Annotated in this window: 19 protein-coding genes; 5 read left to right on the plus strand and 14 right to left on the minus strand. The window is 56.9% G+C overall.

All coding sequences use genetic code 11. From position 1 onward, the window contains the following. Nucleotides 1-51 precede the first annotated feature (51 nt). From ACZ5PA_RS06870 to ACZ5PA_RS06895, 6 genes are all read right to left on the minus strand, one after another. Nucleotides 52-1,143 carry a pyridoxal-phosphate dependent enzyme gene (locus tag ACZ5PA_RS06870; protein ID WP_464929604.1) on the minus strand — a complete coding sequence of 364 codons (1,092 nt, stop codon included), beginning with the start codon at nt 1,141-1,143 and terminating at the stop codon, nt 52-54. After that, nucleotides 1,127-2,077, minus strand: coding sequence for an NAD-dependent epimerase/dehydratase family protein (locus ACZ5PA_RS06875; RefSeq protein WP_464929605.1), 951 nt, complete (start codon nt 2,075-2,077; stop codon nt 1,127-1,129). The genes ACZ5PA_RS06870 and ACZ5PA_RS06875 overlap by 17 nt, the downstream gene beginning before the upstream one ends. A 23-nt stretch (nt 2,078-2,100) precedes the next feature. Further along, nucleotides 2,101-3,615 (minus strand): hypothetical protein, encoded by a 1,515-nt coding sequence (locus ACZ5PA_RS06880; protein ID WP_464929606.1) that lies wholly within the window; start codon nt 3,613-3,615, stop codon nt 2,101-2,103. Between the two features lie 22 nt (nt 3,616-3,637). Continuing rightward, nucleotides 3,638-5,269, minus strand: coding sequence for an acyl CoA:acetate/3-ketoacid CoA transferase (locus ACZ5PA_RS06885; RefSeq protein WP_464929607.1), 1,632 nt, complete (start codon nt 5,267-5,269; stop codon nt 3,638-3,640). A 99-nt stretch (nt 5,270-5,368) separates the two neighbouring features. Continuing rightward, nucleotides 5,369-6,526 (minus strand): CoA transferase, encoded by a 1,158-nt coding sequence (locus ACZ5PA_RS06890; protein ID WP_464929608.1) that lies wholly within the window; start codon nt 6,524-6,526, stop codon nt 5,369-5,371. Continuing rightward, nucleotides 6,523-7,854 (minus strand): CaiB/BaiF CoA transferase family protein, encoded by a 1,332-nt coding sequence (locus ACZ5PA_RS06895; RefSeq protein WP_464929609.1) that lies wholly within the window; start codon nt 7,852-7,854, stop codon nt 6,523-6,525. Before ACZ5PA_RS06895 ends, ACZ5PA_RS06890 begins: the two co-directional genes overlap by 4 nt. 82 nt (nt 7,855-7,936) lie before the next feature. On the opposite strand from ACZ5PA_RS06895, the gene ACZ5PA_RS06900 reads away from it, so the two are divergent. Together ACZ5PA_RS06900 and ACZ5PA_RS06905 are read left to right on the plus strand one after the other, a co-directional pair. Further along, the gene (locus ACZ5PA_RS06900; RefSeq protein ID WP_464929610.1) at nt 7,937-8,224 is read left to right on the plus strand and encodes a hypothetical protein; all 288 of its coding nucleotides are present in this window, start codon (nt 7,937-7,939) and stop codon (nt 8,222-8,224) included. Between the two features lie 28 nt (nt 8,225-8,252). Then, a complete protein-coding gene (locus tag ACZ5PA_RS06905; RefSeq protein WP_464929611.1) occupies nt 8,253-9,494 on the plus strand; it encodes a 3-isopropylmalate dehydratase large subunit in 1,242 nt (413 codons plus the stop codon). Here ACZ5PA_RS06905 and ACZ5PA_RS06910 read toward each other — a convergent pair whose 3' ends face one another. Together ACZ5PA_RS06910 and ACZ5PA_RS06915 are read right to left on the minus strand one after the other, a co-directional pair. Continuing rightward, nucleotides 9,495-10,145, minus strand: coding sequence for a cyclase family protein (locus ACZ5PA_RS06910; protein WP_464931232.1), 651 nt, complete (start codon nt 10,143-10,145; stop codon nt 9,495-9,497). 35 nt (nt 10,146-10,180) lie between these two features. Continuing rightward, nucleotides 10,181-11,311, minus strand: a complete 1,131-nt coding sequence (locus tag ACZ5PA_RS06915; protein WP_464929612.1) for a homocitrate synthase family protein — start codon at nt 11,309-11,311, stop codon at nt 10,181-10,183. A 109-nt stretch (nt 11,312-11,420) separates the two neighbouring features. Here ACZ5PA_RS06915 and folE point away from each other — a divergent pair, with 109 nt between their 5' ends. Together folE and ACZ5PA_RS06925 are read left to right on the plus strand one after the other, a co-directional pair. Then, the gene (gene folE, locus ACZ5PA_RS06920; RefSeq protein ID WP_464929613.1) at nt 11,421-11,981 is read left to right on the plus strand and encodes a GTP cyclohydrolase I; all 561 of its coding nucleotides are present in this window, start codon (nt 11,421-11,423) and stop codon (nt 11,979-11,981) included. Next, on the plus strand, nt 11,978-12,655 hold the full coding sequence (locus ACZ5PA_RS06925) for an SDR family NAD(P)-dependent oxidoreductase (protein WP_464929614.1): 678 nt from the start codon (nt 11,978-11,980) through the stop codon (nt 12,653-12,655). The genes folE and ACZ5PA_RS06925 overlap by 4 nt, the downstream gene beginning before the upstream one ends. On the opposite strand, the gene ACZ5PA_RS06930 is transcribed toward ACZ5PA_RS06925, so the two are convergent. Genes ACZ5PA_RS06930 through ACZ5PA_RS06955 form a run of 6 tightly spaced genes read right to left on the minus strand, consistent with a single transcriptional unit; the run spans nt 12,604 to nt 19,986 of the window. After that, the gene (locus tag ACZ5PA_RS06930; RefSeq protein WP_464929615.1) at nt 12,604-13,644 is read right to left on the minus strand and encodes a hypothetical protein; all 1,041 of its coding nucleotides are present in this window, start codon (nt 13,642-13,644) and stop codon (nt 12,604-12,606) included. The genes ACZ5PA_RS06925 and ACZ5PA_RS06930 overlap by 52 nt on opposite strands. Beyond that, complete coding sequence (locus ACZ5PA_RS06935; protein ID WP_464929616.1) at nt 13,641-14,630, minus strand: ABC transporter ATP-binding protein; 990 nt, start codon at nt 14,628-14,630, stop codon at nt 13,641-13,643. Before ACZ5PA_RS06935 ends, ACZ5PA_RS06930 begins: the two co-directional genes overlap by 4 nt. Next, a complete protein-coding gene (locus ACZ5PA_RS06940) occupies nt 14,588-15,571 on the minus strand; it encodes an ABC transporter ATP-binding protein (protein ID WP_464929617.1) in 984 nt (327 codons plus the stop codon). Before ACZ5PA_RS06940 ends, ACZ5PA_RS06935 begins: the two co-directional genes overlap by 43 nt. A gap of 2 nt (nt 15,572-15,573) precedes the next feature. After that, entirely contained in the window at nt 15,574-16,434 is an 861-nt protein-coding gene (locus tag ACZ5PA_RS06945; RefSeq protein ID WP_464929618.1) for an ABC transporter permease, read from the minus strand. After that, nucleotides 16,431-17,441 (minus strand): ABC transporter permease, encoded by a 1,011-nt coding sequence (locus tag ACZ5PA_RS06950; protein ID WP_464929619.1) that lies wholly within the window; start codon nt 17,439-17,441, stop codon nt 16,431-16,433. The genes ACZ5PA_RS06945 and ACZ5PA_RS06950 overlap by 4 nt, the downstream gene beginning before the upstream one ends. A gap of 40 nt (nt 17,442-17,481) precedes the next feature. Beyond that, nucleotides 17,482-19,986: an ABC transporter substrate-binding protein gene (locus tag ACZ5PA_RS06955; protein ID WP_464929620.1), complete on the minus strand. Its 2,505-nt coding sequence runs from the start codon at nt 19,984-19,986 to the stop codon at nt 17,482-17,484. Between the two features lie 220 nt (nt 19,987-20,206). Here ACZ5PA_RS06955 and bgaS point away from each other — a divergent pair, with 220 nt between their 5' ends. Then, on the plus strand, nt 20,207-21,691 hold the full coding sequence (bgaS, locus tag ACZ5PA_RS06960; RefSeq protein ID WP_464929621.1) for a beta-galactosidase BgaS: 1,485 nt from the start codon (nt 20,207-20,209) through the stop codon (nt 21,689-21,691). Nucleotide 21,692 lies beyond the last annotated feature (1 nt).

Consider the following 21,692-nt stretch of genomic DNA (forward strand, 5'->3'; position numbering starts at 1 on the left):
TTTCTCTCTACTCAAATCGGAAGAATAGGTAGAGGAACAAGGCCTCCGCGATTAGACGTTTCTCCTATATGTCCTCAATTTTCTCCTACCTATGACTCTCAAATCGGAAGTCACGAGACCTCTAGCTCTAAGGGAATCCAGCGCCTTGTAGACTCCGCGTAGAGTGGGCTGCCTCCCTAATGCGTCCCATATCTCGTAGGCGGTCATCTCCTTGTTCTTCAACAACTCCAATATCTGGGCCTGAAGACCGCCGAGCTTACGTCTATTGAGATAAGGCCTCCTCAAGCCTGTGCCCGTCACGATCGCCACGGCGTTCTTCTCGGCGGCCGCGACGACGTAGGCCATGGCCGAGAGCGGCTTCGCGTACAAGCCTCGTTTGGCGAGCCTTATCGAGGCGGCGACGGCCTCCGAGTCCTCCACCTCGACGATCTTGGCCCCTCTGGACGCGAGCCAATAGGCTATATCCGACGCGGACGCGCCCTTGTGGGCCGCGAGCAACAGCTCGGGCATCTGCGCGAGGCCCCATTCCTCTAGGTCCCTAAAGCCTTGATATATAGCAAGAGCCAGGAAGCCCCTCTCCAGGGGCATCGCGACGGCTTCCACCTCGCCCAGCTGTTCGTAGAGCTCGTAGGCTATGGTCTTCACGCCGGCCAGGAACAGGGGATCCCCGTAGGCCACGTCAGACATCGCGCCCTCGCCGAAGTGCACGTCCACGCGCGGCAAGCTGGCGAGCAGTATGAACTCCCCGTAGGCGGCCGCAGCCGGGTCTATGTAGACGTCCACCTTCACCCCTTTCGCCGAGAGGTACGTGGCTATAGACAACGTGAAGTCCTCGAGAAATCCCAACGACGCCTTTTCGCCCTCATACGCTGAGGCCAAGACCGCCGATCCTCTATCCATGAAGGACCCCGTCGGGTTCCTCGACTCGTCCTTGACCAAGACGCCGTCTATCCTCTTGAGCGGCGTGAGGCCCTCACCCAGCGAGACGCCCTTCCTAACTCCTATAGCCGAGGAGTACCTCCACAAGGTTGGCTCCGATTTGTCCACCTCTAGCCTCCTCGGCGGCTCCGGCAACAAGGGGAAGCCGCATCTAGGACAACTCCTCCCGCCTCCTCTATACCCGCACCTAGGGCATCGGAACATCCAGCTCCTTGACCAGCTCGAGGGCGGCGCGCTCCACGGCCTCCCTCGACCCCATCCTCGGCGCCCAGGAGGCGTACTCCTCTAGTTTTCTTATGCTCAAGAGCATGGTCTTGACGTCGCCGGGCCATCCCCTGCCGTCTGGAGTAGCGGGCTTGAAGACCAGCTTGGGGGATAGCCCCATGGCCTTGGCCACGGCCGCCGCTATGTCCTTAACAGACGCCGCGTCCTTGTTGCCGACGTTGAGGGCCAAGAAGGGCGAGCGGTCATCCAAGAACCTCCTCCAAGCGGCCACGGTGGCCTCCACGGCGTCGGAGACGTGTAGATAGGACTTAGTCTGGGTCCCATCCCCCAACACCTCGAGGACCTCGGGGCTCCTCCTCAACTTCATTATGAAGTCGTATATCACGCCGTGTCTGAGGCGGGGGCCTACGACGTTGGCGTACCTGAGGGCGAGGCACCGGACTCCGTACAACCTCCCGTACGTCCCGCAGAGAATCTCGCCGAAGGCTTTCGCGGCTCCGTAGACGGATATCGGGGCTATGGGGGCCTCCTCAGGCGTGGGGAGGACGGCCGCGTCCCCGTAGACTGTGGAGGAGGACGCGAAGACCACGACGCCCACGTCGTTTTTCCTGGCCCACTCGAGGACGTTGAACGTGGCCAAGACGTTCTCGTCGAAATGGACTCTGGGCTCCACCGCGCTGACTCTAACCTCGGGGTTAGCCGCGAAGTGGAAGACGGAGTCCACCCGCCCGACGCCCTCGCCCCATCCGCCGTCCTTAAGATCTCTGACCAACAAGCGGGCTTTCGGGTTCACGTACTCCCTCCTCCCAGTCGATAGGTTGTCGACGACGACCACTTCGTGGCCCATCTCGACCAGCTTGTCCACCAAATGGCTTCCGATAAAACCGGCTCCGCCCGTGACGAGGATCCTCATGAGACGGAATGCGCACTAGTTATTTACCTTTCGCCGAGCTTCCCGAGGATAGAAGAGAGCCCCCTCAACGCGGCCGTCAACAAATCCCTGAAGTTCCTCGAGAGGGCCGCGGAGAGCCCCACGTACGTCGCCGCCGTTATCAAGAAGGCTATCGCCGCCTCCGCCAATGAGATCAACACGGAGCTGCTCAGAGGCATGCGCAGGAGTCCGGAAATTAAATACAACAAGGCCGAGGACGCGGCGAGCGGCGGGAGATAGTCGGCGAGGAAGAGCCTCCAGTCGACTACCTTCGACCTCTTGTCGATTACCGCTAATCTGAAGGCCAAAGCGGCCGCATTGGCCGACAACGAGGCCGCCACGACGCCCGATATTGCGTAGTACGCTGCCCCGGCAGCCTTGAAGAGCTCTACCAACGGGATCAAGGAGCCGAGGTACACGGCCGTGAACACTAACTCGGCCAAATGCGCGTAGAGGACCAAGCTGCCGATGTAGGACCTAGCCCTTATCTCCCCGGCTTGGATATCCCTCTTATCTACCCCTTGCATTATGTTGGTCAAGAAGTAGTTGAGATTGCCTAGAACGTTGGCGATGGACCAAAGGACGAGGGAGAAGAACAATTGGTCGATATACTGGGGTTGCCCCGGCCTGAGGAAGTTGACGTAATACGGCCCGAAGAATATATAGGTCATCGAGATGGCGGTGCTCAAGGACATGACCATCAAGAGGTCCTTGTAGAGGCCCCTCTCTCTGCCCTCTAGCAACTCGCCGTAGGTCACGTTGGATATGATGGAGGAGAAGGCGTAGGGCTTCGACAACATGAAGAAGACGTACCATAGGCCTATCTGCTCCAAGGTGCCGAATACGCCTATGAGGGCCGCGTCTAGGGACCTAAAGGAGTTCAAGGCATATCCCATGAGCGGCACCCAGGAGGCGTGGGCTATCTCCCTCAAATAGCGCCTCAGAGATGACCGCGCGCGATACGCCGACGCGTAATAGAGCCCGTACAACGCGGGCGCGGCTGTCACGATGACGGAGCCCCACAAGACCGCTGCCACCGACCACTTGGCCGCGTATATGCCCCCTATAACTGCTAATTTCGTCAACGCTTGGAGCAAGCTGGAGTAGAGGAAACGGCCTCTGTCCTTCACCATGAGCACCGAGGAGGACACGGACGAGATGTACGTGAAGAGCTCCGTCGCCAAGGCCGTCGACGCCACGAGCGGCCCGTAGCCCCCCAGCCTCCCCCACACAGCCGCCAAGTAGACTAGAGTGAGCCCGGCCGACGCGGCGAAGAGCGCCGTGGTCGCGCCCAAGACGGCCCTCAAGTCGAGGCCGCCGTCTCTAGCCGTTATCCTGGGCAACGCGAAGCCCAACACGGCGTTGGGCAATAGGGAAAACGCCGTCGATGCGTTGAGCAGAGTCACCAGGCCCAAGTCCTCCACGGGCAGTTTACGCGTTATCGCGAGGTTGTAGAGGAAGCTGGTCGCGAGGGTAGCCAGAGACGTCAACACGCCGAGTAGCCTCAAGTGCCGAGCCACGCGGTGGGGGAGCCCCTCTTAATTATTTTTTCAACGTCCTTACGAGCTCCTCCCGTAAGCCCATCTTCCCGGGACGGAATATCCTCTCGTCCATCTCGTCTAGTTTCCCCATCACGGGCTTAAAGCCCATTTTGGCCAGAATTTGGCGCTCTAGGTCGATGCCGGGCGCCACCTCCATTAACATGAGGCCGTCCCGCACTAGCCTGAACACGACGCGTTCCGTTATGTACAACACCTCCTTCCCCTCCTCGGCGGCGTATTTGCCGCTGAAGACTACTTTGTATACAGACTTTACAAATTTTGTTATATCTCCATCTTTTATAATTTTCAAGGAACCATTCGACACCTCTATAGCTCTTTTACCTGCCGTGAACTCGCCGGCGAAGTACACTCTGGGGGAGCCTATGGCTATGACGGGAAACCCGCCTGGGCCCGTCATGCGGCCCGGAATGAACGCGGGATTCACGTCGCCCCTTTCGTCGACCTCGAGGAAGCCCAACGAGGTCGCGTCTATGGCTCCCCCCTCGTAGAGGAGGAACTGGTCCGGCATGGGCACCACGGCGTAATGTCCGAGCACTGCGCCGAAGTCGGCGCCGGTGAGCGCGTAGCCGCCCCATTGGCCGGACTCCACCGTGATGTGGACGAACTCCTCTATGCCCTCCTCCCTTATCACGTCGGCGGCAACTGCCGGTATGCCTATGCCCAAGTTCACTACTATAGGTCTGCCGAGTTTTTCGACCAAGCGCGCCAGCTCGAGGACTACCCTTCTGGCTATGACCTTATCCACGTCTAGCGGGCGCGGCTCATAGGTCACTCGGTAGGGGGCTTCGCCGCTTATTATCGGGTTGTAGTCGAAGCTGTAAGTCTGCCAATGGTACCTCTCGGCCTCGTTGCCCTTACGCGACACGACCACGTAGTCCACCAGAGGGCCGGGCACGAAGACGTGCCTAGGATGTATTTCGCCCATCGCCACGACGCGCAAGACTTGGGCCACGACTACGCCGCTTGGGTGCGCCTTTGTGGCTTGGACTATGGCCAGTACGGATCCGTACATCGCCTCCCGCTCCATGCTCAAGTTGCCGAGCTCGTCGGCTGTTGTGGCCCTCACCAAGGCCGCGTTGGGCTTAGGCGCTTTGTAGAACAAGTACTCCCGCCCGTCGATGGTCACCACCTCGATCTCGGCGGTCCTCCTCTCCTTGGCCAAATCGTTGAGCATCCCGCCGTCTTGTCTCGGGTCGATGAAAGTGCCTAGGCCCACCCTCGTGATCACGCCGGGCGCCCCAGCGGCCACGTCCCTGAACCACCTCGTCACTATGCCTATGGGCCAAGTATACGCCTCGACCAGGTTCTTCAAGACCGCGGCTTGAAGCGACGGGGCCCATCCATAAAACGGGAGCAAAAAGCCCTTGACCAGCCTCTGGTCCGGGTTCTCGAGTATAAAACGACCGAGCGAGTCGAGCCCAAAGCCCGGCACTGCCGGCAAGGCGTCCGATATTATGAACAAATCCCTCGGCCTCCCTGCCTCTTGGTAGTACTTGATCAACGCCTCTATTAAGTAGAAAGGCGCCGTGGCGGCGTTGAAGCCCGATATGGCCAGGACGGAGCCGTCCTTTATCTTCTCAAAGGCCGTGGCCGGCGTCGTGAATTTATTCATGTGTCTAAAAGAATCGTTATTTTATATTTTCTTTCTCGTTTTTTAATGAAAAATTCTTCGACTAAAATAAAAAGTTTATTTCATAAGCATCGCTAATAGCTAACACTTAAGCCTTATCTTGCCCGGAGTCTCAGACATCATAAACGGCGTGCCCGGCGCCAGGATTCTTTTGCCGCGGCACTCCAGCTCCACTATTGCGTCCCTCATGCGCCAATGGGGCTGGGCGGCCACTTGCTCGATGGATTTTATAACCGCTATAGGCGGCCTTCCTTTCTCCCTACTGGCCTTGACCAAGTCCTCGCCTCTGAACTTCGCCACCTCGGCGAAGACCTCCTTCTCCAACTCCTTCAACTGGGCAGGATCCCTCTCCCACGCCTCGAGCGCCTTCCTCCACCTCTCGGCTAGGTCGGGCCTTCCGATTATCTCGAAAAACGCCTCTACCTCCGGCCATATGACCGTCGCGAGGGCCACGAAGGAGTCCTTCGCCTTGGCTGTGGTGTACGTCACGAGCAAATTGGCGTCTATTGTGGGCGACCTCTGGCGCGGCGCGCCTAACACGAACGGGGCGCCTATTTGGTACGGGTGGACCACCGAGAGCACCTCGTTCACGGCCACGTCGATGAATTGGCCCTTGCCGGTCCTCATACGCGCCCAGTACGCCGCTAGGGCGGATAGGGCGGCCGCGGCGCCGGCGAACGCCCACGCTAGCCATATCCCGGCCCTTATGGGGTAGGAGTAGGGCTCGGGGAGGTTGGGGTTGCCCAGCATGGCCATATAGCCGTTGTAGGCCTGGCCCGTCAGATCAGAATCGGGCATGTTGGCGTACTCCTCGGCCTTCCTCCCGAAATGGCCGAACTGCGATATTGCTACGTATATAAGCCGCGGGTACCTCTCGGCGAGTTGGGGATACCCTTTGCCCATCGAGTACAGCTTGCCAGGCCCCAAGCCGTCGAAGAGCACGTCCAACTCGGGCAACAGCCCATCGACCTCCTCGAGCGATACCTCTCTTTTGCCTCTACTCTCCAGGAGATACGGTATGCCGATCCCCTCTATCGCAACGCCGTGCGGCGTTATCCTCTTGGCGTCCTCGTCCGGCACCGTGTACACGTCGGCGCCTAGCTCCGCGAGTATGGAGCCGGCTATCCTACAACCGAAGTTGGCGCCGCAGATCTCCAAGGCCTTGACCCCCTCGAGGGCCGAGGGCTTCGCGTCTCTGTCGCCGAACAGCTTGATGAGGGCCTCCTCTCTGTCGCTCATGGCCCCGCCTCGTCCTCCTCGCCTCTGAACACCGGGTCGTCCTCGGCCCTCCAGCCCGGCGGCGGCGTGTTGCCCAGCTGGCCGTCCCAATAGCCTATTACGCCCTCCCTCTCGAGCCTCTCCACCTCGCCCACGGACAACCCCAGCTTCTTGGTGAGCACTAGCCTGTTGTGATAGCCGACAGGCCTGGCCACCCACTTGACAGATAGGGGAGTTCCGCTCATCTTCACTATGGGGCCCGGCACCACTATCTCGCCGTAAAGCCTATCGCGTATCCTCAAGACGGACCCCCTCTCAGCCCTCCAAGGATCCTCGAGTACCTCCTTGTCGTTGAGCACGGGCTGTATCGGGACCCCTGCCCTCTTGCCGAACTCCAAGAGCTCGTCGAGCGTCTTCGTCGCGGCCCACGTCCTTAATATCTCGTATTTCCTCCAGAGCGATTCGGGATCCCGGGCCTCTCTAAGCTCTCTAAGCCCCGGCACGGCCTCGGCCAACGCGTCGTATTGGCGCCGAGTCATCGCAGCGATGGCGACGAACTTGCCGTCGGCAGTCTTGAAGACGCCCGAGGCGTAGGCCGAGGGGTCTATGAACCCGCTCCTCTTGAGCCTCGACCCTACTAGGGACATATACGTGAAATGGTACATGAACCTCTGCATAGAGGCGGCTTGGGACAAATCGATATATTGGCCCCTCCCGGTCCTTTCTCTATAAATCAACGCAGCTATTATCGCCGAAACCGCCATGGTGGAGGGCAGCCAATCGCCCGGGTAATCCGGCAACCTGTACACCTCGTTAACGCCGTCCTCCCAGCCTGTGATATCCATAATGCCCGACTCGGCTTGGCCTATTATGTCGTAGCTCGGCAGCTTGGACAGAGGGCCCCAATTGCCGTACCCGCTCGCGCTCACGTATATGAGGCGGGGGTTCACCTCCCTCAGCTGTAGATAGCCAAGCCCGTACTTATCCAACGTGCCCGGCTCCATGTTCTCCACGAACACGTCGGCCCTCTTCGCGAGCTCCACCACCAGCTTTCTTCCCTCCTCCTTCCTGAAGTCTATGCCTACGAAGTACTTGTTCGAGTTGAGGTAGAGATAATCTATCCTCATGCCCTTGTAGAACCCCTTGCCTCCCCACATAGAGGCGTATTTCCAACGATCGCCTCTAGGCGGCGGCTCTATTTTGACGACCTCGGCGCCGAGCTGGGCGAGCAGTCTCGGTATATTGGGCCCAAGTATATAGTGGGCGAACTCCACGACCTTGATCCCCTCAAGAGGGGGAGATCCCCTTGCATTTGATAAAATCTCTTCTATTATTCTGAAATAGTTCATATAATAGAGAACTTCTAGGGTATTAAAATATCGTTATCTATAGCCGTAGAAAAACCATATATACACGGCTATATCCGCGCTCATGGCTAAGGCGCTCGGCTACTCGTTGCTCGGCTCTGGCATGGCGTTGATACTCCTCTCGGTGTACATGGTCTACGCCTCGTTGGTAGGCCTCGTGTCGCCGCCCCACATCTTCTCCCTAAACGACGTCGTCTTGGACTACGGCTCAGCCCACGTCAAGATAATAGACGGGGGCCAGCTGAGCAAAATGGCGGATCTATCCTTCTGGGCTCTGCTCGCGGCGTTCGTGATGTCCGCTGGAGCGAAAATCGCCGAGCTGGGAGTGAGGCTCCTAGGCGGCGGGAGGTAAACTTATATATGCTAAATAGAGGCGTCGTATGCCTACTTGGACGGAGCACGTCTTCGCCAAGAAGCTAGGGAAGATCCCCTCGCCCGGCGATATAGTCGAGGTGGCGCCCGACCTCGTGGCCTTCCACGACCTCACGGGGTATCACGTCTTGGAGATGATGGAGAAGATGGGCGGCGTCCAAGTCTTCGACAAGGACAAACTCGTCGTGGCCTTCGACCACTTGGCCCCGCCGCCGACGGTGAGGGCGGCCGAGCTACAAGTCTATATACGTAGACACGTGCGCTCCCTCGGCCTCAAGAACTTCCACGACGTGGGCGAGGGCATAATGCACCAGCTGATACTCGAGAAGTACGCGTTGCCCGCCCAGTTCGTCTTCGGCGCTGACTCCCACACGAACACGGCCGGCGCGGTCGGGGCCTTCGCGCAAGGCATGGGCGCCTCCGATATAGCGGCCATGTTGAAGATGGGCAAGACTTGGCTCGTAGTCCCGCAGCCCATGAGAGTGGACGTGAGAGGGGAGCCGCCTAAGGCCGTGACCGGCAAGGACGTCGTCTTGCACCTCCTTTCCGTGTACAAGGCCGAGGGCCTCAACGGCTACTCGGTGGACGTCTACGTGGAGCGTCCATCGGCGTTCCCCATGGACTACAGAGCCACGGTGGCTAACATGTCCACCGAGCTCGGCGCCGACGCCTTGATGTTCGTGCCCGACTCGGAGACCACGGCGTATCTGGAGAGGACCAGGGGCGCCGCGCCCAAGATAGACTTCGCCCCGGGCGGCAAATACGCAGATGAATACGTCGTGGAGCTCGGCGAGCTGGAGCCCCTAGTCGCCGCCCCCCACAGCGTGGACAACGTGAAGGCCGTCTCAGAGGTGGAGGGGGTCGAGGTGGACCAAGTGTTCATAGGCAGTTGCACCAACGGCCGCCTTAGCGATATAGAGGCAGCGGCAAAGATCTTGAGGAGGGGCAAGGCCAAGGCCAGGTGCATAGCAATACCTGCGTCCTACTCCGTGTTCAGACAAGCGCTTGAGGCAGGCTACGTGGACGTGCTCACCAAGGCCGGCTGCGTCGTGACATACGGCACCTGCGGCCCGTGCATAGGCGGACATTTCGGCGTGTTGGGCCCCGGCGAGGTGGCGGTCTCTACGAGCAACCGCAATTTCGTGGGCAGGATGGGCGCCAACGACTCCAAGGTCTACTTGGCCAACGCCTACACGGCCGCCGCCGCTGCGCTCGAGGGGAAAATCGTGGATCCCAGGAAGTATTTGTGATTAACAAATAGCGAAGACCCGGGCGGGCCCGCCCTCCCCTCCTCTTATCTTGAGGGGCGCGAAGACGAAGAGCGCCTCCCCTCCGCATTCCCTCAACACGGCGTCTAGGTTGGTCAAGTTCTCTATGATTATCACGCCGCTGGACAACAACTTGTAGTGCACGTACACTACGTCCTCTCTGGGGACCCGGGGCGGGTAGGGGAACCCCCTTCCGCCCGAATACCCCGCCACGGACATGCCCTCCACGCCGACGGCTGCCACGCCCGCCTCGGCTAAATAGTCCGCGGCGCTTCTGTCCAAGTAGGGCCAGTTGTAGAGGAACTCCTCTGTGCCGTATTTGGACGAGAACCCCGTGTATATCATGACGGCCTTCCCCCGCGATATTTTGTCCGAGAACTTGCGCAGATCGGATGCAGTTATGGCCTCGCCGGGTTTCTTCCAGCTGAGGTCCAACACATGTCCCCGCGCGACGAACCTCTCCAAGGGGATCCTCTCTATGGTGTCGCCGCCGGGCACGAAGTGGGCGGGCACGTCGATGTGGGTCCCCGTATGGCTCCCCATCTCGAGCCTAGACAAGGCGACGTCTCCGTACTTCTCGGCCCTCGATATGTACTCGTGCCTATAGGGCGGATCGCCGGGGAAAATCTGCATCCCGTTGTGGAGCTCCCTCGAGAGGTCTATTAACTTCACGAAAAGTTGTAGATCGTCGATTTTTGAAACTCGCTCACGAAGGACTTAAGGGCGACCTCGTCCACCGGCCTCTTCCTAACGGCGTATTCCTTCACCATCCTCAACACGTAGTCCACCAGCTCCGGGCTCGGCTCAACCCCTATCTGCTTCAAGGCCCACTCTATCGAGTGCCTCCCGGAGTGTTTCCCCAACACTATCCTCCTCCTGTTGCCGACGGCTTCGGGCATCATGGGCTCGTATGTGAACGGGTTGTTCAAAACGCCGTGTACGTGTATGCCGGATTCGTGGCTGAATGCGTTGTCGCCGACCACGGCCTTGTTGGGCTGGAGTTGTATCCCGAATAGCCTAGCCACCAGCCGCGACGTCTCGTAGAGGCGCTCCATCTTTATGCCGGTCTGGAAGCCCAACAAGAAACGGGCCGCCGCGGCGACCTCCTCGAGCGCCGCGTTGCCGCCCCTCTCGCCGAAGCCGTTCACGGTCACTTGGGCCACCTCGGCCCCGGCCTCCAACGCCGCGACGGTGTTGGCGACGGCCATCCCGAAGTCGTCGTGGCAGTGGACGTGCATGGGGACGGGCGGGAGCCTCGCCTTCAAGTACTCCACCAAGTACTTCATCCTGCTCGGCGTCGCCACGCCCACCGTATCGGGCACGTTTATCTCGTCGGCGCCTGCGTCTATGGCTGTCTTGAACGCCTCGACCAAGAACTCCAGATCGCTCCTGGTGGCGTCCTCGGCGCTGAACAAGACCCTCACGCCCCTCGACTTGGCGTACTCCACGGACTCGGCTATCCTTTCGAGAACCTCGTCGCGAGTCATCCTCAGCTTATACTTCATGTGGATATCGCTCGTGGCTATGAAGACGTGCACCATGTCCACGCCCGCGTCGACGGCCGCGTCTATGTCCGATTTATTGGCCCTGGCCAAGCTCGCCACCTCGGCATATGCCACATCGTGGGCTATTCTGTAGACGGCCTCCGCCTCGTCCTTAGAGACCGCGGCGAAGCCCGCCTCTATATAGTCGACTTTCAGATCGTCCAAGGCCATGGCTATCTGGACCTTTTCGTCGATTGTTAGAGAAACGCCCGGCATCTGCTCGCCGTCGCGTAGAGTCGTGTCGAAGAACTTCACTCGACGAGCCCCGAACTCATGTACCCGCGAAATAGCCTATATATAAGCTTTTCCACCTATATATCCGGAGTGCTTGCATGTTTTAAATAAGCATATCGTAGAGGGTAGTATGCAGAGAACTAGAATCGAGATCAAGCCCGAGGCAGCGGCGGAAGCGCTTCTCTCATATCTTGGCGAGAACGTCTCCAGGCCGGGCCTGGCCAATACGCCTAAGCGATTCGTCAAGGCCATGGAGGAGCTGACGAGGGGCTTGAGGGAGCCGCCTCCCGAGGTCGTCTTCTTCCCGTTGGAGTACGAGGCCGAGGTGGGGCCGGTCGTGGTGGAGAACATAAGGGCCGTCTCGTTGTGCGAGCACCACCTCTTGCCCATAATCTTGAACATATCGGTCGCGTACACGCCCGGAGAGGCCGTGCCGGGCCTCAGCAAGGTGATCCGTCTAGTGAAGTGGGCGGCCGCGAGGCCCATAATGCAGGAGAGGTTCACCGAGTGGCTCGCGGACCTCTTGTTGGAGAAGCTGAAAGCCAAGTCGGTCAAGGTCAAGGTGTGCGGCGTCCATATGTGCTCCTTCATAAGAGGAGTTAAGGACGAGCACCACACAATGATCACGGAGGCCGTCAGAGGCGATATAGGGGTCGAGCTCGACTGCAAGAGGCCGTTGGCCTGTAGATGAGGCTGATCGTCACGGGGGCCAGCGGCGGCATCGGGAGCGCGTTGGTGCGTTTGGCCAAAGCCAAGGGCGATTTCGTGATCGGGATTTCCAGAAGGCCGTCCGAGGCCGACGCGCATTATCCATGCGACGTCTTGGACTTGGGATGTCTCGAGGGCGCGGCGCGCGAGGTCGGCCTTGTCGACGGCTTGGCGCTCCTCCACGGACACGGCGATCCCTCCATCTGGAACAAGAACGTCTCAAGCTTAGACGAGGAGGACTTCGTGGAGGTCTTCAAGACAGACGTCGTGGGCTCCTTCAACGTCGTGAAGGTATTTCTGGGGAATTTAAAGCCCGGCTCCTCGATAGTCCTCGCGGCCTCCACGCCGGCGCTTATCGGCGATACGTACGGAATACCCTACGCAGTAGCCAAGGGCGCTTTGGTGGCGTTGGCCAAGAGCCTCGCCAAGGCGTTGAGAGGCGTTAGGGTAAACGCCGTAGCCCTCGGCCCCATAGCTACGAGGTGGACCTCGTGGATATCCGAGGAGGAGCTAAGGGGTTTTGAGGAGAGGACTATTCTGGGAAGGCTCGGGCGCCCCGAGGAGGCCGCCGAGGCGATCTATTGGCTCTTGTCGCCTGCCTCGAGCTACGTAACTGGGCAAGTGTTGGTCGTCGACGGGGGCGAGGCCCTCAAGTAGTTCTCGAAGAACCCGAGGACCTCCTTGGAGAGGGCTACGCCGTATGTGGGGTCGTTCCAAGCCCATATGCCCACGTATTCCGCGCACGGGGCCAATTGCGATAAGGCCTCCTCGTAGAATTGAACTGTGGCTGTGCAGTTCCGCTCCCTTATGGGCAGTTTCCAATTCCAAGGCTGGACGTATCCCTGAGCGTCGCATAATCTGAACCCCACCTCGCCCACCATCACGGGGAGCCCCGACGACTTCAAGGCCATTAGGTTCTCCAAAAAGTAGCCCGGGACCGCCAACGTCCCGTTATACACATAGTCGTATATGTCCTCGCCCACCAAGTCCAGCCCGGCACTCTTGGCCAATTCCAAGATGTCGGAGGGTTTCTCGGACGACGTGCCGTAGTAGTAGAGCTTGGCTCTCGGGAAGAGCGACTTCAACTGACCGTAGGCCGCCGCTAGTTGAGACCTACACGTTGCGTTGGCCACGCAAGCTGTCATCTCGCTGAAGCCTATATAGATGCCTGAGCCCTCCCCGAGATAATACCTCAAAGCGTTGAGGAACGTTGAGGCGTAGGAGATATCTATGCTCTTCAAGTTGCCCCTCCAGTCAGGCGCCGCGCAGAAGAGGTTCACGAAGAGAACGCCCCTGGGCTTGTACTGTCGGATAAAGCTCAAGGAGAGCTCGAACTGGTTGAAATCGGCGCCGTAGTTGGGCGTACAAGGTATGACCACGACCACGCCGGGGATAGAACACTCAGGCAACTCGGCTACGTCTACTCTCCCCCAAGGGACTAGCCAAAATATGATCTTGGAGCCGCAAGGCCGCGAGGTCGTAGTTGCGTTGGCCACAGTCCGTGTCGATGAGGGCGTCGACATGGCGTTAGGCGTTGTCGCGTTCGCCGAGGGGTTTCCGGGCATTCGGACGTGTAGACCCGCATATACGGCTGCGATGAGGGCTACTAGCACCGCAACGATGGCTAATAATGTCCTCGCGGTCATCCATAAAGATGGCAAGCGACTAAGTGGTTCTTCTCTGCTTCGATCAGCCTCGGCTTCACGTTCCTACAAGTCTCGGTCGCGTACGGGCATCTATCGGCGAATGGACATCCCTTGCCCGCCAACGAGAACTCTATCGTCACGCTCGTTATCTTGCTGCTCCAGCGCTCCTTGACCTTGGGCACCGACGATAGCAATAACTGCGTGTACGGGTGGAGCGGCTTGCTGAAGATCGCATCGACGGGGCCGTACTCCACCATGAGCCCTTTGTAGAGCACTAGGACGTTGTCGCCTATATAGGACGCAAGGCCCATGTCGTGAGTTACGAAGAGCACGGTAAGCCCCATTTTCTCCCTTATCTCGTGCAACAAGTTGAGGACGGATACGCGGAGCGATGCGTCTATCATTGAGACCGGCTCGTCTGCCAACAACACCTTGGGCTGTATCAACAACGCCCTAGCTATCGACGCCCTTTGTAGCTGACCTCCCGATAGCTGATGGGGATATTTGCCGATCACGTCTCTGGGCGATAGCCCAACGAAGGACAACGCTTGTTCTATGAGCTTTATCCTATCGGCTTCTGAGAGCTCTGGTTTGAACTTCTGCAAAGTCTTATGCATTATGCGGTCTACTCTATAGAATGGGTTAAAGGAAGAGTAGGGGTCTTGGAGGACGGCTTGGACTTCTCGCCAATACTCCTTCGGCTTCCACTCCCTTAGGGGGCGCCCTCTGTATTTCACCTCGCCCGATGTGGGCTCAAGCGCCTTGAGCAGTATCCTCAACAACGTGGTCTTGCCGCTGCCCGACTCGCCCACTATCGACAAGATTTCCCCTTCCTTTACGTCGAAGTAGACTCCGTCCAGCGCTAATATCTTCACTGTGCGCAAGAAGCCCGACGTGAAGACCTTCGTGAGGCCCTTCACCTCATAGATGAGCTCGCCCGGGTTCATGGCCTCGCCGCCTCCTTTTTCCCTATATAGAGCCAACATTTAACCTTAATTCCTCCTAGATCAGTTTCGGGCGGATCCTCTTCTTTACATATATCCATTCTATAACGACAACGGGGATAGAACCTACAACCTTTGGGCGGATTTAACAGATCAGGCGGCTCCCCGGTGAGGCCCTCGAGCCTTATTTTCTTGATGTTCATTCCGGGCTCCACTAGGGACGACATCAAGCCCTTAGTATACGGGTGTAGGGGCTCGTGGACGACCTTCTCCGCCGGGCCCCTCTCGACTATCTGGCCGGCGTACATGACAGCCATGTCTGTGGCTATCTGGTAGGCCGTGGCTATGTCGTGGGTTATGAAGACCATCGACTTAACGGCGCCTTCTTCGAACAAGTTCTGCAAATATTGTATAACCAACCGTTGTATCACTACGTCGAGCGCCGACGTGGGCTCATCGGCTATCAGCACCTCGGGGTCGAGCAACGTGCTCAATAATATAGTAACCCTTTGCCTCATACCGCCCGAGAGCTCCACGGAGTATCTGTCCAACACCCATTTAGGCAGCCCTATCTGCAACGCCCTTTCTTGCGCTCTTCTAAGCATATCGTCTGGGTGGAATTTTACCGAATCTTTATGCGAGTCCACGAGGTCCCTTATTAGGTCCTTGATTCTAGCCGTTGGGTTCAAGGCGTCCATGGCGAACTGCGGTATTATCGAGATGCCGATGCCCCTAATAGCCCTCAGCTCCTCCGGCGTCATCGAGTATATGTCCTTGCCCTTAAACAACACGGACCCTTGAACTCTCAATGGGGGCTTCGCCATCGCCGTCAACGCTATGCCCAACGTCGACTTGCCGCTACCCGACTCGCCTACTACTCCCAATATTCTGCCTCTATCAACTTCTAAGTTAATTCCGTCTACTGCTCTGACGGCGCCTCTCCTCGTGAAATAGTAAGCCTTGAGATTTCTCGCGGCCAACATAGTTATTCCTCTCTAAGCCTCGGGTTAAACGCCTTGTCCATCGACACCGCTATCATCGAGAGGGCGGTCGTCGTCAACATCACTATCAAGCCCGGCGGCAGGAACCACCACCACGCGCCATAGCTGGGGGCGCTGAACTGGACCGCCCAGAATAGCATAAAGCCTACAGTCATTGTATTATACGGCAAAAGGCCCAACGCCTCAACGCCTATATCGGCGACTATGGCTCCGCTGAACTGGATGACGAACACTAGGAATACATATGCCAACATTTGGGGCATGACCTCGGTGAAGGCGATCTCCATAGGCGACTCGCCGCTGAGTTTTGCCACTAGTATGAACTCCCTTCCCCTTATGCTCATCGCTATGGCCCTCACTGCTCTGGCAGACCAAGGCCAAGAGAATAGTCCTATCAATTCTCCAAGCAATGTCGTGGTCACCCATTGTTTGGGTATATAGATCGCTATTAGTAGAATTATTACTACATTGGGTATTGTCAATATAGTATTTGTTAATAAGTTCAAGACAGCGTCGGTGAGACCTCCGAAATACCCCGCTATAAGGCCTATGCTCACTCCTATAGCTGTAGCTATGAGCGCCGCTATGAGGGCTATGTAGAGGCTGTTTCCGAGGCCGTACACGAGTTGTGAATATACGTCGCGTCCGAACGCATCGGTGCCTAGCCAGTATTGAAGGTCGGGAGGACTATACGATGGTCCAACTACATCGAAGGGCTTGTATTTAGCAGTAAAGTGGCCTACCACCGCCAGCGCTATTAACGCCGCCAATATGGCTAGGCCTACTCTAAAATAACCCTCCCTGAAGAGGCTCGTGAAGAGCTCCTCGTATAGCGGGACGCTCATGACACCGCCGCCCTTATTCTAGGATCTATGAATGCATAAATTATTTCTATTAAGAAATTCGCTACTATTACCATAGTAACTACGAAGAAGAATATACCTTGTATCAAGAAATAATCATAATTATATATAGCATTGCCGAGGAGCAGGCCAACGCCGGGGTACTGGAAGGTGAACTCGAGCACCGAGTTACCCGCCACTATATAGCCTAGAGTAATCGCAAGGCCTGTGATCTGCGGCAATATCGCGTTTTTATACGCATAACGCCTCAAAATACCTCGGGTTAGACCGAGGGCTTCCCCGTACGCCATGTAGTTGCTCCTGACTTCGCCGAGCATGTTTTGCCTCATGCCTATGGCCCAACTGCCTAGGGAGACCACGAAAAGCGCTAAGAGGGGCAAGGTCATGTGCAACAGAAGATCTGATATATAGGACCACGTCAACGACGGTATCTTAGAATACGGCGTGCCCGTTGGCGGGAAGATGCGCAAGTATGCCGAGAAGATCATAACCAGCAGAAGGGCGAACCAAAAGAACGGCGCGTTGCTCAGCGTATAAAACGCCGGCAATGCCACCTTATCCGTCAACGTGCCTCTTTTATCGAAGCCCAGATAGGCTCCGAGTTTATTCCCGACGTACCAAGACAAGAGAATCGCGGGGACAAGTAGAATTATATCATAAGGCAAGGCGCGGAGTATTATATAGGAGACGGGCGTTCCGAAGAGATATACGGATATCCCCAAGTTCAAGTGTAAGGCGTTCCATATGAAGAGGAGATACTGCATGTAGAGCGGTTGATTGTAGCCGAACATCTCCTCGATTCTGTTGACGAGCGTCTGCAAGGCTTCTGGCGTCATGTAGGCCCCTCCAGCTGACGTTATCCTGGTGATCATGACTCTGACGGGATCTATGGGGAGAAGTCTAGGTAATATGAAATCGAGGCTCACCGCTATATACCACGCTATGAAGTATTCAATAGCCCTTCTTCTAATGTATTTCCAAACTGACATTGATAGAAAAAAGGAATTTATATTTAAAAATTTTTCGTGTCTACTTGCGCCTTAACGCTAATACGGCTACAACTATTATAATCACGACTAAGACTCCTACAACTCCCCATACCCAGCCCGGGACCACGGACATCACTACCGTCGACGCAGTGGTGACAGTGGTGGTTATGGGCACTTGTGTGGTCACCGTGACGGGTACCGTGGTGGTGGTGCCCGAGATTATCGTGGTGGCGTAGGTAGTAGTCACAGTAGTCGAATAGGTCACGGTCTGGACCGCCGCTGAGGCCGGCTTGAGGTGTAATACTATCAATACGTCATCAGGCGGCGACCATGCCGGCACGAACGTAGGCGCCGGATTGCTCGCGTTGGGCCAGCCGACCCAATAGGCTGGAGTGTAGGCGTACCAATAAGCCGACGACAGTAAGGGTATCGCCGGGGCGCACTCCAGATACGCCTTTATGAGCTGGGTGTAGTATTTCTGTAAGGTGTTGTAGTCCGTAATGGGCGTGGTCATTATTTTCTGGAACACGTCGTATATGCCCGTCTTATAGAACCTCTCGTAATCGCCCCACGTGGCCGTGCCGGGCGGCACCAACGTGCCGCCGGTGCCGGTCGGGTACATCACGACTTGGAAGTAGGGGAGGGGCGAGAGGCCCATCCAGAACATGTTGAATATCACCGCCGAGAAAGTGCCTTGTTGTATGCTAGTCCACCACACGCTGTATTGCGGCGTGGCTACATCGGCCTTTATGCCGAACTTGTTCAGCTGGTCCGCTATCATTTGGGCCATCTGCATCCAGTCGGTCCAGCCGTAAGGCACTGCTATGGTCAAGCTGAGCACTGTGCCGTTGGGCGTACGCCAGTAGCCGTCAGGCCCCTTGTAGAAACCTAGGCTTTGCAACAACTTGGCCGCGCCTTGTGGATCGTACTTCCAGCCGTATTGCTGAACTGCCGTCCAGTTTATATAAGGCGCCCAAGCGCTTTCGAAGATAGTCCCGGTTATACATAATGGATCCTTGCACGGCAGCTCGTATCCGAACTCGGCTACTTGCGACAACGGCGTGGCGTTGATTACCATCGCCACCGCGCGGCGCACGGCGCACATGTTCCACGGATAGGTGTTGTTGGCTATCAGCAATCCGACCGCCGGGAACTGCAGGAAATACGGCGGGTTTGGCAGATACGTGTAGTGCTGGTATTGTCTGAAAGTCTCTATTTTAGGCACAAAGAAGCTATTCCAGTCCAACATCTTCTGTTGGATCATCGTCGGGACCAGCGCGTTGGAGGTCACGTAGAGCTGAACGAAGTACTTGGGCACGTTCTTGGGGTCTATGCCGAATACCCTCCATCCCCACCAGTCGTCCCATCTCACATATACGGCCTCCGTCTGGCCCAAATAGTACCCCTTATAGGGACCGCTGCCGATCGGGTTGGGGTTTGTCCAAGTCAATGGGCTAGTGACGTTGTACCAAATATGCTTGGGCAATATGGGGTAGTATCTCAAGAAGTTGCCGGTATAAACGGCCTCCATGTTGGGCGTTCCGTTGAATACGAAGATCGTCGTCGTGGTGTTGTAGGGCACTACGGATATCAGGTTGCCCCCGTAGGCGGCCGGGCCCCATATCCAAGAGTTGCCGAGCTCGGGGTGCTGTAACGGGTAGTAGAAGGAGAACACCACGTCCTCGCTCGTTATGGGCTGTCCGTCTTGCCAGTACTCGCCGGGCCATAGCGTGACCACTAGGAACGCCCTATCAAAATCTAACTTGACCGGCAAAGTGGTCTGGGTCACTCCAGTTAAGTTCATGACTATGAACTTGGAAGCCGTAACGTTGAAGGGCGCCGTGAATACAGGAAGGCCGCTACGAGGCACCGACGTTATCTTGAAGACATCGCCGGGCGCGTAGTAGGCCAATAGGGTGTACTCGTTGCTTACCTGGAGCGTAGTGGGGTATACCACGGTCACGTTGAAGAACACAGGCGTAGAGCTACTCACGGTCACGGTCTTCTGGCTCGTCGCGCCGACCACAACTGTGATATTGACGACGGTGACCTTGACCTGGCCGCTGGCCGTTATGCCTATGAACTGAGGCGTTCCCCCTCTTATATTACCTATGTACATATAAGCCGGCCAATTGACCGTGGGTATATTAGCCAGATTTATTGTAGTTGTATATACTTGTACATTGGTCGCGTTGACGGTTATAGTAGCAGTGCCTCCGCTCACCGATATCCTTAAGGGGACGTTGACCGAGTACGAAGAGAGTTGCCAGCCGTACCACTTACCCAACGCGGGCAATAGGAGGCCGTCGTAGGGATCCCAGAAGAACAACGGCCAGTACACGAAGCCGAAGACCGAGTAGGCCGCGCCGCCGCCCCAAATCTGCGCCAACGGGTTCCAGTTAGTCGGCGTCCACCACATCGCACCGCCCGCATAGAGGGTCTCGTTTCTCGGAAGCGATATAGCGGTAGTGGTCGTCTGCGCAAACGCCTCGGCGATAGCGAGTATACCTATTAGTAACAGAATTATTACGTATCGTTGAGACATAGAACTATTAACTCTCGTAGATATAAGCTTTACTATTTATTTTCGTAAAATTATTAATCTAATTTTATAAAGAAATTTTTGTAACTAAAGAAACTATTTCCTTTAATAAAAAATAATATTATTTAAATAAATATAATTAAATATTGTATACAATTGATCGATTATTCCCATAATAGTATATTCATAATTAACGTTTAAAACCGGGCTACCTTTATAGCCTATGAAGAAGTTTCCCGGCGGCTTCAAGTGGGGCTGGTCAGGTGCCGGCTTCCAGTTCGAGATGGGCTTGCCAGGCTCTGAGGACCCCAACACGGACTGGTACGTTTGGGTGCACGACCCCGAGAACATAGCGGCCGGCCTAGTGAGCGGCGATCTGCCAGAAAACGGCGTGGCCTACTGGCATCTCTATAAGCAGTTCCATGACGACACTGTCAAGATGGGGCTCAACGCCATTCGCTTCAACACGGAGTGGTCGCGCATATTCCCCAAGCCTACTTTCGACGTCAAGGTCCACTACGACATCAAGGACGGCCGCGTCGTGTCTATCGACATAACCGAGAGGACGCTCGAGGAGCTCGATAGATTGGCCAACAAGGACGCCGTATCCCACTACAGGGAGATCTTCTCCGATATAAAGTCCAGGGGGCTGTACTTCATACTGAACTTATACCACTGGCCGATGCCTCTCTGGATCCACGACCCGATAAAGGTCAGACGCGGCGACCTTTCCGGGACGAACGTCGGCTGGCTCTCCGGGTTGACCGTGGTTGAGTTCGCCAAATACGCCGCATATGTGGCTTGGAAGTTCGGGGATCTCGCAGACGAGTTCTCGACGTTCAACGAGCCGAACGTCACATATAGCCTGGGCTATATAACAGTCAAGGCCGGCTTCCCTCCCGGCTATCTCAGCCTCCAACACGCCAGAAGAGCCGCCTTGAACCTCATCACGGCGCACGCGCGGGCCTACGACGCTATAAAGTTAGTAGTTAAAAAGCCCGTGGGGATCATCTACGCGGCCACGCCGGTGTATCCGCTCACCGAGGCCGACAAGGCCGCTGCAGAGAGGGCGGCCCATGACTCCTTGTGGTTCTTCCTAGACGCCGTGGCCAAGGGCGTGTTGGACGGAGCGCCCCAAGGCGATTTAAAGGGCAGGTTGGACTGGCTCGGCATAAACTACTACAGCAGGAGCGTGGTGGCCAAGAGGGGGGACGGATACGCCGGCGTTCCCGGCTACGGTTTCGCCTGCGAGCCTAACTCCATAAGCAGAGACGGCAGACCTGTGAGCGATTTCGGCTGGGAGATATACCCGGAGGGGCTCTACGACATATTGACGTGGGCTTGGAGGCGCTACGGTATTCCCCTCTACGTGACCGAGAACGGCATAGCGGACCAGTACGATAGGTGGAGGCCCTACTACTTAGTATCCCACCTATCCCAACTACACCGCGCTATTCAAGACGGAGTAGACGTGAGGGGCTATCTCCATTGGTCGTTGACGGACAACTACGAGTGGGCCTCGGGCTTCTCGAAGAAGTTCGGCCTAATATACGTGGACCTCTCCACCAAGCGCCACTACTGGAGGCCGAGCGCCTACATTTATAGAGAAATAGCGACGAGCAACGGCATACCGGACGAGCTGGAGCACTTGGAGAGAGTGCCGACCGCGTTGCCCGAGATCCAGAGAGCGCTTAGGACTTTACTCTAAT

The organism is Thermoproteus thermophilus (genome assembly GCF_055392855.1).